This window comes from Streptomyces sp. NPDC005648 (genome assembly GCF_040605395.1).
Classification (GTDB): Bacteria; Actinomycetota; Actinomycetes; order Streptomycetales; family Streptomycetaceae; genus Streptomyces.
On record NZ_JBEXCS010000009.1, the window covers coordinates 153,905 to 170,514 of the forward strand.

Sequence of the window (16,610 nt, forward strand, 5' to 3'; positions counted from 1 at the left end):
GCCGACGTCTGCCGTTGCCGACGTCAGTCGTTGACGCACTCGTTGCCGAACGCGGGGTTCAGCAGGCCGATGACGTTGACGGTGTTGCCGCAGACGTTGACCGGCACGTGGACCGGAACCTGGACGACATTGCCCGACAGCACGCCCGGGGAGTGGGCGGCAGCGCCGTGCGCGTCGGAGTCGGCCGAGGCGATACCGGCGCCACCGGCGACCGCCGCAGCAGCAGCGGTGGTAAGGACCAGGCCCTTCGCGATACGCGACATGGAGAGGTGCTCCTTGGGGGTTGACACAAACATCCGGGCGGATGCCCGGCGCTGTGTCAACGCGCGATCGCCGCGCGGGTTGTGCCGCCAATGGAGTGATCCGGCCACGGGCCCGCTTTCACCAATCCGACACACTTGTCCAGTTTCGCATGATTAATACGGTTGACGACTAGAGTTGCGCACCTCCCGATCCGCCCCTATAACCAGCCAATTCCCCGGAAGGGCACCGCCGGTCATGCGTCATTCCCTGGGTCCTCTGCTGCGCCGCGCCATGGTGGGCGTTCTTGCCCTCGGGGTGATCGGCGCTCCGGCCCGCGCCGCCGCCCCGCCGTCGCCCGAGGCCGAGCGCCTCGCGTTCACCGAGCGCTACCGCGCCGTGCAGCACGGCGGCTTCGTCCGCGCGGCCAACACGGCGATCAGCTGCCGCACGCCCGCCACCCGCCCGGCGACCGCCCCCTCCTGCCCCTCGGCCCGCGACGGCGCCACGGCCGCCAACGGCGACTTCGACATGTTCTACGTCGACGTCGACAGCGACCCCAACACCTACAACTCCTCCCGCGCCGAGGTCCGTCTGCCGGACGGCGCGCGGGTGACGTACGCGCGCCTGTACTGGGGCGGCAACCTCCGCGTCGGCGAGCAGAAACCGCCGAAGGACGACGGGCGGGTGCTGATCGCGGAGCCGGGCGGCGAGTACAAGGAGGTCCTCGCGGACACGGTGGTCGGCCACCGGGTGGCGCAGGGCGCGGACGCGTTCCAGGCCTCGGCGGACGTCACCGGGCTGGTGCGGGAGAGCCGTTCGGGGCTGTACACGGTGGCGCAGGTGAACGTGGCGATGGGGAGGTCGGCGGCGGGCGCGTGGGGCGGATGGACGCTCGTGGTGGCGTACGAGAACGCCTCCGAGCCCCTGCGTCACCTCGCGCTCTGGGACGGCTTCGACACCCTGGAATCGGCCCGGGAACTACGCCTGAGCGGCGCGGACATCCCGAAGGGCGCGAGCGGCCGGGCGGGTCTGGTGGCCTACGACGGCGACCGGGGCCGTACGGGCGATTCCTTCGCCGTCTCCACGGGCCCGCGGGCGAGCACCCCGCTGAGCGACCCGGCCAACCCCCTCGGCGACGCCCTGAACTCGACGATTGCCGAGCCGGGGGCCGCCGGAGCGCGGCGGGTGCCGTCGTACTCGAACACGCTCGGGTACGACTCCGATGTGTTCGATCTCGGTCCGGCCCTGAGGCGTGGTGGTGACCAGCTGGCCGTCCGGCTCGTTTCCCAGCGGGACGCGGCATGGGCCGGTGCGCTCTTCGTCGCCGTCGACGCACAGCAGTGAGGCGCGTTCCCGCCCGCAGTCAGCAGCGCCACCCGTGAGCGAGGAAACCGCGCGATGCACCTGTCAGCACCCGACCCCCGGCCGCGGGTCCTGCATGTCACCCAGCCGGTGGACGGCGGGGTCGCCCGTGTCGTGACGGACCTGGCGCGGGCGCAGCTCGCGGCCGGTCTGCATGTCGCGGTCGCCTGCCCGGACAGCCCTCTCGCCGCCGAACTGCGGTCGCTGGGAGCCGAGGTGAGACGCTGGGAGGCGACCCGCTCACCGGGTCCGACACTCGTTCGAGAGGTACTCCGTCTGGGGCGTGTCGTCCAGGGCGTGCGACCCGGTCTGGTGCACCTCCACAGCGCCAAGGCGGGGCTCGCCGGACGGCTGGCGGTGCGCGGGCGGCTGCCCACCCTCTTCCAGCCGCACGCCTGGTCCTTCGAGGCCGTCGACGGGGCGATGGCGCGGCTGGCGCTGAAGTGGGAACGACGGGGGGCGCGTTGGGCCTCCCGGGTGGTGTGCGTGAGCGAGGCGGAGCGCGCGACCGGTGTGCGCGCCGGGATCGACGCCCCGTGGACGGTCGTGCCGAACGGCATCGACCCCGAGCGCTTCCATCCCGCGGCCGTGGACACCGTACGAGCGGCGCTGCTCCCGGACGTCGATCCGGCGGCGCCGCTCGTGGTGTGTGTGGGGCGGCTGTGCCGGCAGAAGGGACAGGACGTCCTGCTGGACGCCTGGTACGCCGTGCACGACCGGGTGCCGCGGGCGCGGCTGGTACTGGTCGGCGACGGGCCCGACGCGGCCCGGCTGCGCTCCCGCGCACCGGAGTCGGTGCTCTTCGCCGGGCCGGTGCCCGATGCCGCCCCCTGGTACCAGGCCGCCGACCTGGTGGTCCTGCCCTCGCGCTGGGAGGGCATGGCGCTCGCGCCGCTGGAGGCGATGGCCTGCGGGCGTCCCGTGGTGGTGACGGACGTGGACGGCGCCCGCGAGAGCCTGCCGCCCCACCTCGCGCCCCGCTGCGTCGTCCCCCCGGGCGACCCGGCCCCACTCGCCGCGTCCGTCGCCGAACTGCTGCTCGACCCGCTGCTGCGCGAGTCGCTCGGCCACCAGGGACGCCGTCACGTCCTGTCCACGCACGACGTGCGGCGGGCGGCCGAGGCGGTGGCGGCCGTGTACCGCGACCTCCTGGCCGGCCGCGGCGCCCCTGAGGCAGCCCAAGGAACAGAGCCCTCCGAGTGCAGGGAGTCCATCCACTCGTGACCGCGGAAAGTACCGTCCCCTCGCCCGGTGGGCAGCCACGGGATCTCGGATTCTCGCCCGTCTCGGTCATGCCCGCGCGCGGCACCGCCGCCGGCTTCCGGTTCCCGGCCCGCCGGCCGCCCGCCCGGCCCGCCTCGCCGGTGCCGCTGCTCGGCGCGGACCTGGTGGGCGCGCTGCTCGGCGCGCTCGCGTTCGCCGAGGCCGAGCGCCGCCCGCTCTTCCTGGGCCTGCTGGTGGCCGTGTCGATGCTGCTGCGCCCGCACCGGCTCAGACCCGTGCCCGGCGTCCTGGACGAACTCCCCGCCGTCTGCGGCCGGATCGCGGTCGGGTGGCTGGCGCTCGCGGCGCTCGTGGCGGCGTACGCCCCGGTGCACGCGCTGTCCGCCCGCACCCTGCTCCTGGGCTTCGTCCTCCAGTCGGCGGCGAGTTGCGCGGGCCGCGGGATCGTCCACTTCAACCGGCGCACGGCCCTGCTGAACCGGCCCCGCACCGCCCTGGTCATCGGCCCGGCGGCGACGGCCCAGCGGGTGGCGGCGGCCCTGCTGCGCCACCCGCGCTCGGGCGTGCTGCCGGTCGGCATCGTCGCCGAGCACCACGACGGCACCGACGGGCTGCCCGTGCTGACGACCGGTCAGGACGTGCAGCGGGCGCTCATCCAGAACGGCGTGCGCGAGGTGCTGGCCGTCCACCCGTCCGTACGCACCCAGCAGGGGCCGCTGCTGCGCGCGCTCGCCGCGTCCGGGTGCGCGGTGTGGGAGGTCGACGCGGACTCCCCGTCGTACGCCACCCGCGACCAGCTCGCCGGGTTCTCCTGCCGGCGCCTGGACATGGGGTACGGGCGGCGGCACGGCAGCGCGGGCAAGCGGCTGCTGGACGTGCTGGTCTCCGGGACCCTGCTGCTGCTGGTCAGCCCGGTGCTGCTGGTGTGCGCGGTGGCTCTGCGGCTCAGTGACGGGCCGGGGGTCGTCTTCCGGCAGGAGCGGATCGGCATGGGCGGCCGCCCCTTCACCCTCCTGAAGTTCCGCACCCACCGCCCGGTCGACGAACACGAGGCCGCCACCCGCTGGAGCGTGGCGAACGAGCACCACATGTCGTGGTTCTGCCGTTTCCTGCGCCGCACCTCCCTCGACGAGCTGCTCCAGCTCTGGAACGTGCTGTGGGGCGATATGAGCCTGGTCGGCCCGCGGCCCGAACGCCCCTACTTCGTCGGCAAGTTCAGCCAGACCTACCCCGGTTACGCGGCCCGGCACCGGATGCGGACCGGGATCACCGGGCTCGCCCAGATCAACGGGCTGCGCGGCGACACCTCCATCGAGGACCGGGCCCGCTTCGACAACGCGTACATCGACAACTGGTCGCTGTGGCAGGACATCTGCATCCTGGCGCGCACCGCGGCCGCACTCGTCCGTCCGACGGGGAGCTGAGCGACGCCCATGACCCACGCCCCGACCCTGGCCCGCGTCCGCGAGTGGCCGCCGGCCGTCCCCGTGATCGCCGTGCTGGTCCTGCTGGCCCTGCCCCTCTCCCCCACCGCGGAGGGCGGCGCGGGTCCCGCCGACGCGGTGTCCGCGCTGGTGGTGCTGTACTGCGCGATCCGTCTCGTACGGGACCGCGGTCGCCCCCTGTCCCGAACGGCCGCCGTGGTGCTGGGACTTCCGGTGCTGGGTCTGGCGGTCGCCGCGATGGGAGCGTCCTCGCCGGGCGCCGGGATCACCGGGCTCGGCCGCTACCTCCAGATCTTCGTGCTGGTGCCGGCCGCGGTGGTGCTGCTGATCCGGGACCGGACCGACTTCCGGCTGCTGGCCTGGGCGTTCGTCGGGCTGGCGGTGTGGCAGGGGGCGATCGGCGTCCACCAGTACGTCACCGGGACCGGGGCCTCGTACCAGGGCGAGGACATCCGGGCGGTCGGCACCTTCGGGCCGACGGACGTGATGGGGATGGCGACCGTCGTCGCCTTCGGGCTGGTCTGCGCGCTGGGGCTGGCGCTGGGCCGGGCCCCGGTACGGCGGCGGGCGGTCGCCGCGGCCTGTGCGGTGGCCCTGCTGCTCCCCCTCGCGCTCTCCTTCAGCCGCGGGGCGTGGATCGCCACGGCGGCCACCTGTGCGGTGCAGCTGGTGCTGGCGGGGGCGCGGCGGGCGCTGAAGGTGGGCGCGGTCGCGGTCGCCGCCGGTGTGGTGCTGGTCGGGGGCTTCGGGGTCGGTTCGGCGATGCTCCAGGAGCGGATCGACAGCATCACCCGCGTCACGGACGCCCCGGACCAGTCGGTGACCGACCGCTACACCATGTGGGCGGCGGCGACCGACATGTGGCGCGAACACCCGCTGACGGGCGTGGGGTTGAAGGGCTTTCCCGAGCAACGCGACAGCCATGCCTCGCTGGCGCTGTCCTCGGGCAGCGACACGGAGGGCGCGGGCGCGGCCTACCGCAAGCAGCCGCTGCTCTCCCCGCACAACATGTATCTGCTGGTCCTGGCCGAGCAGGGGCTCATCGGGCTGCTGGCACTCGGTGGCAGCTGGCTCGCGCTGCTGGTGTGCGGGCTGCGCGGGCTGTGGCGGTCCCGGCGGACGGGGACGGGCCTCGACTGCGCGCTGGCCGCCTGCGGACTGCTGGTCTGGCAGCTGATCGACTTCGCGTACGCCGACATCGGCGGTCCGTCGACGGTGCTGACCGCGGTGGTCTTCGGGGTGGTGGCGTGGTGGTCGCTGGTCGGCGCCGCCGCCGAGGAACCACCGGTGATGCCCGCCCCGGTGCGCGAGCCGGCCGAGGAGGCTGTGACGCGATGACGGTGACGCCACGGGCTTCCCAGGGCGCGTCCGGCGCACGGCCCACGTCCCGCTCCGGGCCCTCGCCCGACATCGGCGACCCCGGTGCCGGACACCCGTGGCCGCACCTGCCCGCGGCAGACGCCGACGCCGAGGTGACGCTCCCGGCGGCACGGGCCGCCCACTCGGCCGACGCGGCCACCGGCCCGGCCGACGACGACGCCGCCGCCGACACCGCCTCCGTCACCGGCCGCTTCCTGGCCAAGGCCGCCCTGATCACCGCGGTTCTCTCCATCGCCGGGGCCCTGCTCGGACTGGTGCGGGACCAGGCGCTGGCGCGGCTGTTCGGGGCCGGCAGTGACACCGACGCGTTCCTCGTGGCCTGGACCGTGCCGGAGTTCGCGGCGACGCTGCTCATCGAGGACGGGCTGGCCTTCGCGCTGATCCCGGCGTTCAGCGCGGCCCTGGCCCGGCGGGCGCAGGGCGCCGGTGGTGACCCGGTCCGCGCCCTGGTCGGCTCCACGCTGCCACGCCTGACGCTGGCCTTCGTCGCGGTGTCCGCCCTGCTCGTCGGCACCGCCCCCTATCTCGTCGAGGCCCTCGCCCCCGGCCTGCCCGACCCCGCCCTCGCCGTCGACTGCACCCGGATCACGGCCACCTGTGTGCTGACCTTCGGCCTGGCCGGCTACTGCAGCGCCGCCCTGCGCGCCCACCGCCGCTTCCTCGCCCCCGCCGCGATCTACGTCGCCTACAACACAGGCATCATCGCCGGGATGTTCACCCTCGGCGGGCAGTGGGGGGTGCGCTCGGCGGCCGTCGGTGTCTCGGTCGGGGGGTGCCTGATGGTCGCCGTACAACTTCCCTTCCTGTGCCGGCAGTTGAGGGGGCGGGATGCCGCTGTCGCCACCGCGGCCGTCCCCGGGGACGCGCCCCGGCCGATGGACTTCGCCCTGCTCGCCACCGTCCTGCTCTTCGCCCTGTGCCGCCAGTCCCAGGTGCTCATCGAGCGGTTCCTGGCCTCGCACCTCGCCGCCGGCGCCATCTCGCACCTCAACTACGCGCAGAAGATCGCCCAGATGCCGATGGTGCTGTCGCTGATGGTGTGCACGGTCACCTTCCCGGTGGTGGCCCGCGCACTGGCCGAGGGCGACACCGAGACGGCCCGCACCCGGGTGGAGCGGGACCTCGCGCTGGCCGCCTGCATGGTGCTGCTGGGCGCGGCCACGGTGATCGCCTGCGCCCCGCAGATCGTCGAACTCCTCTTCCAGCGCGGCGCGTTCACCGCGAGGGACACGGCGGCGACGGCGAGCGTGATGCGGGTGTACGCCCTCGGGCTGCTGGGCCAGACCCTGGTCGGCGCACTCGTACGGTCGTACTTCTCGGCCGGCCGGCCCACCTGGTACCCCGTCGGCGCGATGGCCACCGGCATCGTCGTGACCTCCTGGATCGGCGCCCTGACGGTGCGCCCCTGGGGCGTCGACGGCATCGCCATCGCCAACGCGACCGGTATCACCGTCACCGCCGCCCTGCTGCTGGTCGGCATGGCCCGGTTCGGCGTCCCGATCCGGACCCGCCTGGTGCTCGCGGAGCTGAGCAAGCCGGTGCGGGCCGCGGTGATCGCGACGGTCGCCGGGGCGTTCGCGGCGCGGGGCGCGGGCGGACCCGTCCTCGGACTGGCCGTCGGCTCCCTCACCGTCGTGACGGTCTTCGTCCTGCTCGGTCTCGCCCTGGGCGCCCAGGGTTTCGCTCCCGCACTCCGTTCCGTACGCACCGTCACGCAAAGGCTCGTCCATGGCCGTTGACTCCGTAGGCACCGAAAGACCGCCCGCCCCCGGCCCGGTCCCGTGGGTGGCGATGTACCACTCGGTCGGCGACCGCTCCACCGACCCGTACCGCATCACGGTCACCCCCGAGCGGCTCGACCGGCAGCTGCGCTGGCTGCACCGCCGGGGCCTCAAGGGCGTCCCGCTGGCCGACCTGCTCGCCGCCCGCGTCCGCGGCGAGGGCCGGGACCTGGTCGCGCTCACCTTCGACGACGGCTACGCCGACTTCGTCGAGCACGCCCTTCCGGCACTCAAACGCCGGGGCTTCGGCGCCACCCTCTTCGTCCTGCCCGGCCGTCTCGGCGGCACCAACGCCTGGGACCCCGAGGGCCCGCGCAAGCCCCTCCTCACCGTCGACGGCATCCGCCACGCGGCCGCCGAGGGCGTCGAGATCGGCTCGCACGGCCTCACCCATGTCGACCTCACCGAGGCGGACGACGAGACCCTGGAGGCCGAGGTCTACGAAAGCCGGTACCGGCTCGCGGAGTTGACGGGCGCAACGGTCGCCGGCTTCTGCTACCCCTACGGCTGCGTGGACCAGCGCGCGATGGACGCCGTACGGGACGCCGGCTACGCCTACGCCTGCGCCATCGACCCCGGCCCCCTCAACGGCCTGCACGCCCTCCCCCGCCTGCACATCGGCCAGAACGACAACGCCGTACGCCTCTATCTCAAGCACCGGCTGCACCGGCTGCGCCGACGTCCGGTGGAGGGGCTGCGATGAAGGCGCTGCACGTCATCACCGGGCTCGGCGTCGGGGGCGCGGAACAGCAACTCCGGCTGCTGCTGCGGCATCTGCCGGTCGACTGCGACGTGGTGACCCTCACCAACCCGGGCGCGGTCGCCGACGGACTGGTCGCCGACGGGGTGCGCGTCACCCACCTCGGCATGGCCGGCAACCGCGACCTGGCCGCACTCCCCCGGCTCACCCGCCTCATCCGCTCCGGCGGCTACGACCTCGTCCACACGCATCTCTACCGCGCCTGCGTCTACGGCCGCCTCGCCGCGCGGCTGGCGGGGGTCCGTGCGATCGTCGCCACCGAACACTCCCTGGGCGACTCGCAGATGGAGGGCCGCAGGCTGTCGCGGGGGGTACGCGCCCTCTACCTGGCCAGCGAGCGTCTCGGCCGCTCCACCGTCGCCGTCTCGCCGACGGTCGCCGACCGGCTGAAGCGCTGGGGCGTACCCGCTCCCCGTATCGAAGTGGTCCCCAACGGCATCGACCTCACCCGGTTCCGCTTCGACCCGGTCCGGCGCCACCACACCCGCCGGCGTCTCGGCCTGCCGGACGACGCCTTCGTGGTCGGCGGCATCGGACGCCTCACGGCCGGCAAACGCTTCGACGTGCTCATCCACGCCCTCGCCCGACTCCCCGAGGACCACTGGCTGTTGCTGGTGGGCGGCGGCGACGAGGAGAACATCCTGCGGCGCACCGCGCGCGAGGCGGGGGTCGCCGACCGCGTCCTGTTCGCCGGCGAGCGGCCCTACGTCCCCGACGGCACCCCCGGCCCCGACCTCCCCTCGCTGGTCTGCGCGATGGACGTGCTCGCCTCGCCCTCCCCCGAGGAGGCGTTCGGCCTGGCGGTCGTCGAGGCGCTGGCGTCGGGCCTGCCCGTGCTGTACGCCTCCTGCCCGGCGATCGAGGACCTGCCCCCGCGGGAGGCCGCCCTCGCCCGCCGGGTCCCCTGTGACATCGCCGACTTCACGGCGGCCGTCGCCGCCACCCGAGCGGGCGGACCGACCCCGCGCACGGCGTCCGAAGCGGCCCGCCACTACTGCATCACCCGCAGCGCCACACAGCTGATGGACGTGTACGCGACCGCGGTCTCCCCGCCCTTGTCCCCGTCACCCCAGGGAGCCACCTCCTCATGACCGAGACCCTCACCGCCCCCCGCCGCCCGGCCGCCCTCTCCCGCGCCAGGACCCTCCCGTCGTGGACCCTGATCGCGGCCGGTGTCCTCGCCGGCGGTCTGCTCGGCGGCGGCTACGGCCTCGCCAAGCCGCCCACCTACGCGGCCACCAGCTATGTGGTCGCCGTACCGACCGCCAAGTCCGACCCGGCTTCCGCGCTGGGCTTCGCACAGGCCTACGGCCGCGTCGCCACGCAGCTCGCGGTGCTCGGGGACGCGCAGGTGTGGGCGGGCGTGCCGGTGCGGACGCTGCAGTCCAGCGTCCAGGCGGCCACCTCGCCGGACGCCCCGATGGTCGCGATCACGGCGACCTCCGCCCGCCCCGACCTGGCCGCCGACATGGCCAACGCGGTCGCCCGCGCCCTGACCCGGCACGCGAGCGACACCAAGGCCGAGACCAACGTCGAGCTCCAGCAGTTCGCCCGCGCCACCAAGCCGACCTCACCGTCCTCGGCCTCGCCCTCGGTGACCGGACTGGTGGGCGCGAGCGCGGGCGGGCTGCTCGGCGGCCTGGTGCTGCTGGTACGGCCCCGGCGCACGGGCGAGTCCGGGCGCCCCTCGGTGCCGAGCCCGGCCGTCGCCGCCGACGCCCACGGCCAGCTGTGACATACACGACCGAACTCCTCACCACCGAGCGCGAGTTCGCAGGGCTGTCCGCCGACTGGGGTCGTCTGCACGGCCGTTGCGCCGCCGCGACCCCGTTCCAGAGCCACGCCTGGCTGCACTCGTGGTGGCTGTCGTACGGCGGGCGCGGACGGTTGCGCACACTGGTGGTGCGGGAGAACGGTGAACTCGTCGGCGCCGCGCCCCTGATGCTCGTACGCCGTCCGCTGCCCGCGCTCGTGCCGCTCGGCGGGGCGATCTCCGACTACGGGGACGTCCTGCTGGACGACGAGCGCGGCGAGGACGCGGTGGCCGCCCTCACCGAGGGCCTCGCCGCCTGTGCCCGCACCGCGCTGATCGACCTGCGCGAGGTACGGCCGGGCGGCGCGGCCGAACGGGTCTACGAGCGGTGGCGCGGACCCCGGCGCCGGGTGCCCGACTCGCTGTGTCTGGAGCTGCCCGCCGTCCCGATGGAGGACCTGGTCGCCCGGCTTCCCTCCGCCAAGGCCCAGCAGCGCGTGCGCGCCAAGCTGCGCAAGCTCTCCGCACTCGGCGTCGAGCGGCACACCGTCGGCCCCGACGAGGTCGACAAGGCGCTGCGCCGGCTGCTGGAGCTGCATCAACTGCAGTGGCAGGGCCGGAAGGTGACGTCGGAGCACCTGCGGGAGCGGTTCTACGAGCATCTCGTGCGGTCGGTCGGACCGATGGTCCGCTCCGGGGACGCGGTCGTCACCGAGTTCCGGCTGGACGAGGACGTGGTGGCCGTCGATCTGACGCTGCTGTCGCGCCGGCTCGCGGGCGGCTATCTCTACGGCGCCCACCCCTGTCTGCGCGAGCGCAAGGCGGACGTGGCGGTGATGCTGCTCGAGGCCTGCACCCGGCAGGCGAGCGGCACCCTGAGTCTGCTGCGCGGCAACGAGCCGTACAAGCACCACTGGAAGCCCGAACCGGCCGTCAACCAGCGTCTGCTGCTGGCCCGGCGGCGCACCGCCCCGCTGCTCGCGGCGACCGTCTGCGACGTGGCCGCGCGGCGACGGGGCAAGGAGATCGTGCGGAAGTGGAGGGAGCGCGGTGGCGGCGGGCCGTGAGCGGACCGCCGCCACCGCGCCGGGTTCACCGGGTGCGCGACCACCAGTCGAAGCGCAGGCACAGCTTCCCGCCGAGCCAGTACTCGACCCAGTCGCCGAGGTCCAGCGGCGAGCAGGCCGGCGGACGGACCGGCGTCGGGGTCGGCGTGGGCGTCGGAGCCGGCTTGGTGGGCTCGGGCGTCGGGGTCGGGGTGGAGGTCGGGTCGTCGAGGCGGCCGGAGAGCATCGACCGGTAGACGGCGGACGCCTTCGGATTCTCCCCGCACTGCCAGACACCGTGCGGGCAGTAGTCGGTGAGCGTCTCGTAGAGCGGTTTGTGCTCATCCATCCAGGCGAGCATCCGCTTCATGTATTCCGCGTTGTCACCATTGCGGAAGAGTCCCCATTCGGGATAGGAAATGGGCTTGCCGTGGGATTTGGCGAAGTCCACGTGAGCCTGAAGCCCGTAAGGCTCTTTCACCTGCTCGTCGAACGACAGCCCGGTCGGCTGGTCGTACGAATCCATGCCGATGATGTCGACCGTGTCGTCACCCGGATAGCACTGCGTCCAGGGAACGGCGTCGCGACCGCGGGTCGGCGTGAAGTCGAACCGGAATTTCTGGCCCGGCACCGAACGCATGGTGGTGACGATCCTGTTCCAGTACTTCTTCCAGGCCTCCGGGTCCGGCCCGCAGCGAGAGGTGTACGTGATGCCGTTCATCTCCCAGCCGAGCACGATCACCGTGTCCGGCACCTTCAGCTCCACCAGCCGCTCGGCCAGGGCCCTGAAGTGGTGATCGAAGGCGCCGGCCGCGCCCTGGCGCAGCAGCGACCGGACCTGGAAGTCGGAGACGCCGTCCTCGTTGCGGTCCAGCATCGGCACGTTGAGGACGAGCATCCGGTCGGACTTCTCGGTGCGCCAGTCCGCCCAGACGTCGAGGAAGCCGGGAGCGCCCTCGATGTCGACCCACCGGTCGCCCGGCAGGTAGGTGTGGCCGACGCGCAGGTCACTGCCGCCCAGCCAGGTGCTGAGCTCGGCGATCCGGGCCACACCCCGGGCACCGGAGTCGAGGAAGGCGCCGAACGCGGGAGGCTCGGGCCTGGGGACGGCCGGCGGGACGACCGGCTTCTGGACGGGGGCCGGGGCCGTCGGTGCCGTCGGCGCGGGAGCGGGAGGGTCGGCGACCCGCACCACCCCCGCGGCGAATCCCGGACCGGAGGCCACTACCGCGGACACGACGACGGTCATCACCACGACGGCCAGCCGCCGGGACCGGGGACGTCGCTCTTGTGCGGCCATGCCTGCTCCTCTCTCCGCTCTCGTGCTGCGCTGTTCGCCCACCACTGAAATGCAGTTACTGACACTCAGTCATATGAACAGGAATTACGCCACCGCCGTTACGGCCAACGAGTGAGAAGAAATTGATGCCCGTGTCGCTGTTTGACATCCGAGTCCCCGCGGTTCTGCTGCGGATCGACCGGAATCCCTTTCACCACGGCACGCTCGGAGCCGTGCGCTCACTGGGCAGAGCGGGGGTCGAAGTGCATGTGGTCGCCGATTCCACGGGAAGTCCGGTATCCCGATCGCGTTTTGTACGTCAGATGCATCCCCCGCCACCACCGGGTTCATCCGCCCGTGACATCGCCGTCGCCCTGCGCCGGGTCGCCGCCCGTATCGCCCGCCCCGCCGTCCTGATCCCGATGGACGACGCGAGCGCCGTGGCGGTGGGCCGGACGCGCGCCGACCTCGCGCCGGCCTATCTGCTCCCCGACACACCCACCGCGCTGCCCGAGCGCGTCGCCGACAAGTCCGAACTGGCCGACCTGTGCGCGGCCCTGGACGTACCGCACCCCTCGACGCTGGTCCCGGACAGCCCGGCCCAGGCCGCGAGCGCCGCCTGGCGGCTCGGTCCGCCGGTGGTGGCGAAGTGGAGCCGGCCGTGGCTGGTGCCGACCGGGACCGGCCTGCGCAGCACGGTCGTGCTCCGCTCGGCGCAGGAGGCCCGGGAGCTGTACGCCCGCTCGGCCGAGGCCGGCAGCCCCCTCCTGCTCCAGGCGTTCCTGCCGCCCGGCCCCGAACTGGACTGGTTCTTCCACGGCTACGCCGACCGTACCGGCTCCGTGCGCGGCGGCGGCCCCGGTGTCAAGCTCCAGGCGTGGCCGCGCGGTGCCGGTCTCACCGCGGTGGGCCGCTGGACCCCCAACCCGCGCGTCCAGGCCCTCGCCGAGCGCCTCACCACGGAACTCGGCTACCGCGGCATCCTCGACCTCGACTTCCGCCGCTGCGCCACCACGGGGCGCTATCACCTCCTGGACTTCAACCCCCGCCCCGGAGCGCAGTTCCGGCTCTTCGCCGACGGCGCCGGGCTGGACGTCGTACGCGCGCAGCACCTGGACCTGACCCACCGTCCGCTGCCGGACCCGGCGCCGCTGCCCGACCGGGAGTTCGTGGTCGAGAACTACGCGCCCCTGTCGGCCCTGCGCCCCTCCGCCGCGGGCCGTGAACTGGCCTGGCACGCGGCGGACGACCGCGGCCCGGGCCGCGCGCTGTGGCCGTTGTGGACACGGCATGTCTCCGGCCGCGTACGGGACCGGCTGCGCGGGCCGGACACCGCGGCCGCCCCGCCGCCGCACCCACACGTGGTGCACCAGGCGCCGGCCCCTCCCCCGGGCGTGTCCGGCCTCACGGACGTATCCGGTCTCTCCGATGTCTCCGGCCTGCCCGGTGACGAGAAAGCGAGCAGTTGCTGATGTACGACCTGCTGGTGGTGGGCGCGGGCCCGTACGGCCTGTCCATCGGGTCCCACGCCGCGGCCGCGGGGCTGAACCTGCGTGTCTTCGGCCGGCCCATGGCGTCCTGGCGCGACCACATGCCGCGCGGCATGTTCCTCAAGTCGGAGCCGTGGGCCTCCAACCTCTCGGACCCGGGCGGCCGGCGGACCCTGGAGGTCTACTGCGCGGGCCGAGGGGTGACGGCACGTCACGGGGAGCCGATCCCGGTGGAGATGTTCGCCGAGTACGGCATGTGGTTCGCCCGCCACACCGGACCGGAGGTGGACGAGCGCACGGTGACCCGGGTGGCCGCCTGCCCCGGCGGCTTCGAGGCGGTCACCGACGACGGGCAGGTGCTGCACGCGCGTGCGGTGGCGCTGGCGGTGGGTGTGATGCCGTTCGTCGAGATCCCCGCGGCCCTGCGCGGCCTCGACTCCGCGCTCGTCTCGCACAGCAGCCACCACAGCGACCTCATCCGCTTCCACGGCAAGGACGTCACGGTGATCGGCGGCGGCCAGGCGGCCCTGGAGACGGCGGCGCTGCTGGCCGAACAGGGCACGCGGGTACGGGTGTTGGCACGTGCGGAGAGCCTGTGCTGGAACGACGTGCCGCCGCCCTGGGAGCGCCCCTGGTGGAAGGAGGCCCGCTCCCCGCACAGCGGTCTGGGCCCCGGCTGGCGCAACTGGTTCTACTCGCAGCGCCCCGGCCTCTTCCGCCGCCTCCCCGAGGCCACCCGCGCCCGCATCGTGGCGACCGCGCTGGGCCCGGCGGGCGCGTGGTGGGTGCGGGACCGGGTGGAGGGGGCCGTGGAGGTCCTCCTGGACCACGAGGTGAAGGAGGCGCGCGCGGTGCCGGGGGGCGTACGGCTGGAGGTGGCGAGCCGGAGGAGCGGCGCCCGTCCGCGCTCCCTGCGGACCGAACACGTCATCGCCGCCACGGGCTTCACCGCGAGCCGTGACCGGCTGACCCTGCTCTCGGACGACCTCCGCGAAAACCTGGCCACCGTCGCCGACGGCTCCCCGGTGATCGGCCAGGACTTCGAGTCCACGTACCCCGGGTTGTTCATGGCGGGCCTGGTCACGGCGTCCGGCTTCGGCCCGGCGATGCGGTTCGTGCACGGGGCGACGTACACGGCGGGCGCGTTGGTGCGGGGGGTGCGACGGCACCTGAGGGCGAAGCCGCTCGGCGCGGTCATCCCGGCGCCGGGGGGCCGGCGCAGGAGCGGGGCGCCGATGGGGGCGCGCGGCTGAGAGCCGTACCGCCCTGTCGTGACAGACCGCGGGTGCCGGACGTGTCCACCGTCCGGCACCCGGCGCACTGCGAACGCCCTAGCGACGGGACGCGGCTCGGCCTCGCCGGTACAGCACGGCCCCGGCCCCGATCATCACGGCACTCGCCCCGGCCGCGGCGAGCAGCGCCTCTCCGTCACCACCGGTGTGGGGAAGCTCCGGCGGCGTGGTCTCCCCACCGCCCGGAGGCGTCGTGTGACCACCGGGAGGCGTGGTCTCCCCACCCGGAGGGGTGGTCTGACCGCCGGGGGGTGTCGTGTGACCACCGGGGGGCGTGGTCTCGCCACCGGGGGGTGTGGTCTGGCCACCGGGGGGCGTGGTCTCGCCACCCGGAGGGGTGGTTTCTCCACCGGGAGGCGTGTGCTCACCACCAGGCGGGGTGTGCTCGCCACCCGGAGGGGTGTGTTCACCACCAGGAGGCGTGTGCTCGCCACCCGGCGGCGTGTGCTCGCCACCCGGAGGGGTGTGCTCGCCACCGGGCGGGGTGTGCTCGCCGTAGCCACCGCCTCCGCCCCCACCTCCGTGGTCGCCGTAGCCGGTGTCGCCGCCGTGGTCGCCGTAACCACCGGGGCTGCCGTAGCCGGTGTCGCCGTAGCCCGTGTCGTCCGTGTCGTCGTCAGTGCCGTAGCCGGCCTCCTCGTACGACCTCTCGTGCGCGCGGTGCTTGCCCGAACCGGACGTGTGGGCGCAGGAGTTGCCGAACGCGGGGTTGAGACCGGCGACCACGTCGACGGAGTTGCCGCAGGCGTTGACCGGCACCTCGACGGGGGCCTCGATGTTGTTGCCGGACAGGACGCCCGGCGAGTCCTTGGCGGCCCCGCCGGCGTGTGTGTCGGCGAGTGCGGGAGCGCCGCCGTACAGGGACAGGATGCTCGTCGCGGCGGCGGCCGCGACCATTCCCCTGCTCAGGGTCTGTCGCAATCTCGTTGTCTTCCTGCTTGAAGAAGTGGGAAAAGCCGGCCTCGAACGGCGAGAAGACGTCCAAGGCCGGCCGTGACACAGCCGGGCGGCTGGTACTGAGTGCTACGTCGTCAGTCGTTGACGCAGCTGTTGCCGATGGCCGGGTTCAGCAGGCCGATCACGTTGATCGTGTTGCCACACACGTTGATCGGGATGTGGATCGGAACCTGAACCACGTTGCCCGAGAGGACACCCGGGGAGCCGACAGCGGCACCGTGGGCGTCGGCGTCGGCAAAGGCCGGGGCGGCCACGCCGAGGGCCATGATCATGCCCGCGACGACAGCGGCGGTCTTCTTCATGAGCTTTCCCTTCTCTGCGGTCATGCCCTAGTGACGGCCGAAACCGAGCGAGCACAGCTTCAACGGCTCGCACCATGACCTGCAGGCTGCAAAACGAGGGATAGACAGCCGAAGAAACTACGGAACGTGCGCCGCCGGATAATTCACTCGAACGCCCCGTGTTGAATACGGACTTTGACCCCGGGGGACGATTTGTGGATCTTTGACCGGGAACAGTCCAGGAACACCGGCTTCGAGACCCTGCACACCTACTTCCTCGACCGCCTCATGCCGGTGTGCGCCGAACTGCTCGACGC

15 protein-coding genes and 1 pseudogene are annotated in these 16,610 nt (G+C 73.4%); 12 read left to right on the forward strand and 4 right to left on the reverse strand.

Translation table 11 applies throughout. From position 1 onward, the window contains the following. Window positions 1–23: 23 nt before the first annotated feature. Complete coding sequence (locus ABZT17_RS07950; RefSeq protein WP_356345099.1) at window positions 24–263, reverse strand: chaplin; 240 nt, start codon at window positions 261–263, stop codon at window positions 24–26. 235 nt (window positions 264–498) lie between these two features. Between ABZT17_RS07950 and ABZT17_RS07955 the strand changes: the two genes are divergently transcribed. From ABZT17_RS07955 to ABZT17_RS07995, 9 genes are read left to right on the forward strand one after another with little or no spacing between them, the layout of a single operon-like run. Beyond that, entirely contained in the window at window positions 499–1,587 is a 1,089-nt protein-coding gene (locus ABZT17_RS07955; RefSeq protein WP_356345101.1) for a DUF3344 domain-containing protein, read from the forward strand. A 54-nt stretch (window positions 1,588–1,641) separates the two neighbouring features. After that, window positions 1,642–2,829: a glycosyltransferase gene (locus ABZT17_RS07960; RefSeq protein ID WP_356345104.1), complete on the forward strand. Its 1,188-nt coding sequence runs from the start codon at window positions 1,642–1,644 to the stop codon at window positions 2,827–2,829. After that, a complete protein-coding gene (locus tag ABZT17_RS07965; RefSeq protein WP_356345107.1) occupies window positions 2,826–4,253 on the forward strand; it encodes an exopolysaccharide biosynthesis polyprenyl glycosylphosphotransferase in 1,428 nt (475 codons plus the stop codon). Before ABZT17_RS07960 ends, ABZT17_RS07965 begins: the two co-directional genes overlap by 4 nt. A 9-nt stretch (window positions 4,254–4,262) precedes the next feature. Further along, a complete protein-coding gene (locus tag ABZT17_RS07970) occupies window positions 4,263–5,612 on the forward strand; it encodes an O-antigen ligase family protein (protein ID WP_356345109.1) in 1,350 nt (449 codons plus the stop codon). Continuing rightward, a complete protein-coding gene (locus ABZT17_RS07975; protein WP_356345111.1) occupies window positions 5,609–7,393 on the forward strand; it encodes a lipid II flippase MurJ in 1,785 nt (594 codons plus the stop codon). The genes ABZT17_RS07970 and ABZT17_RS07975 overlap by 4 nt, the downstream gene beginning before the upstream one ends. Next, window positions 7,383–8,138, forward strand: coding sequence for a polysaccharide deacetylase family protein (locus ABZT17_RS07980; protein ID WP_356345115.1), 756 nt, complete (start codon window positions 7,383–7,385; stop codon window positions 8,136–8,138). The genes ABZT17_RS07975 and ABZT17_RS07980 overlap by 11 nt, the downstream gene beginning before the upstream one ends. Next, entirely contained in the window at window positions 8,135–9,286 is a 1,152-nt protein-coding gene (locus tag ABZT17_RS07985; protein WP_356345117.1) for a glycosyltransferase, read from the forward strand. Before ABZT17_RS07980 ends, ABZT17_RS07985 begins: the two co-directional genes overlap by 4 nt. Then, window positions 9,283–9,930, forward strand: a complete 648-nt coding sequence (locus tag ABZT17_RS07990; protein WP_356345120.1) for a lipopolysaccharide biosynthesis protein — start codon at window positions 9,283–9,285, stop codon at window positions 9,928–9,930. The genes ABZT17_RS07985 and ABZT17_RS07990 overlap by 4 nt, the downstream gene beginning before the upstream one ends. After that, window positions 9,927–11,015 (forward strand): GNAT family N-acetyltransferase, encoded by a 1,089-nt coding sequence (locus ABZT17_RS07995; RefSeq protein ID WP_356345123.1) that lies wholly within the window; start codon window positions 9,927–9,929, stop codon window positions 11,013–11,015. Before ABZT17_RS07990 ends, ABZT17_RS07995 begins: the two co-directional genes overlap by 4 nt. A gap of 25 nt (window positions 11,016–11,040) precedes the next feature. Here ABZT17_RS07995 and ABZT17_RS08000 read toward each other — a convergent pair whose 3' ends face one another. Next, a complete protein-coding gene (locus ABZT17_RS08000) occupies window positions 11,041–12,294 on the reverse strand; it encodes a glycosyl hydrolase (RefSeq protein ID WP_356345126.1) in 1,254 nt (417 codons plus the stop codon). Window positions 12,295–12,419: 125 nt separating this feature from the next. On the opposite strand from ABZT17_RS08000, the gene ABZT17_RS08005 reads away from it, so the two are divergent. Both ABZT17_RS08005 and ABZT17_RS08010 read left to right on the forward strand, forming a co-directional pair. Then, entirely contained in the window at window positions 12,420–13,745 is a 1,326-nt protein-coding gene (locus ABZT17_RS08005; protein ID WP_356345128.1) for an ATP-grasp domain-containing protein, read from the forward strand. After that, window positions 13,745–15,016, forward strand: coding sequence for an NAD(P)-binding domain-containing protein (locus tag ABZT17_RS08010; RefSeq protein WP_356345130.1), 1,272 nt, complete (start codon window positions 13,745–13,747; stop codon window positions 15,014–15,016). The genes ABZT17_RS08005 and ABZT17_RS08010 overlap by 1 nt, the downstream gene beginning before the upstream one ends. Before the next feature lie 78 nt (window positions 15,017–15,094). On the opposite strand, the gene ABZT17_RS08015 is transcribed toward ABZT17_RS08010, so the two are convergent. Beyond that, window positions 15,095–15,976 carry a chaplin family protein gene (locus ABZT17_RS08015; RefSeq protein WP_356345132.1) on the reverse strand — a complete coding sequence of 294 codons (882 nt, stop codon included), beginning with the start codon at window positions 15,974–15,976 and terminating at the stop codon, window positions 15,095–15,097. A gap of 110 nt (window positions 15,977–16,086) precedes the next feature. After that, on the reverse strand, window positions 16,087–16,314 hold the full coding sequence (locus tag ABZT17_RS08020) for a chaplin (protein WP_356345135.1): 228 nt from the start codon (window positions 16,312–16,314) through the stop codon (window positions 16,087–16,089). A gap of 213 nt (window positions 16,315–16,527) precedes the next feature. Here ABZT17_RS08020 and ABZT17_RS08025 point away from each other — a divergent pair. Beyond that, window positions 16,528–16,610 (forward strand): annotated as a pseudogene (locus ABZT17_RS08025) (TetR family transcriptional regulator); the annotation flags it as partial.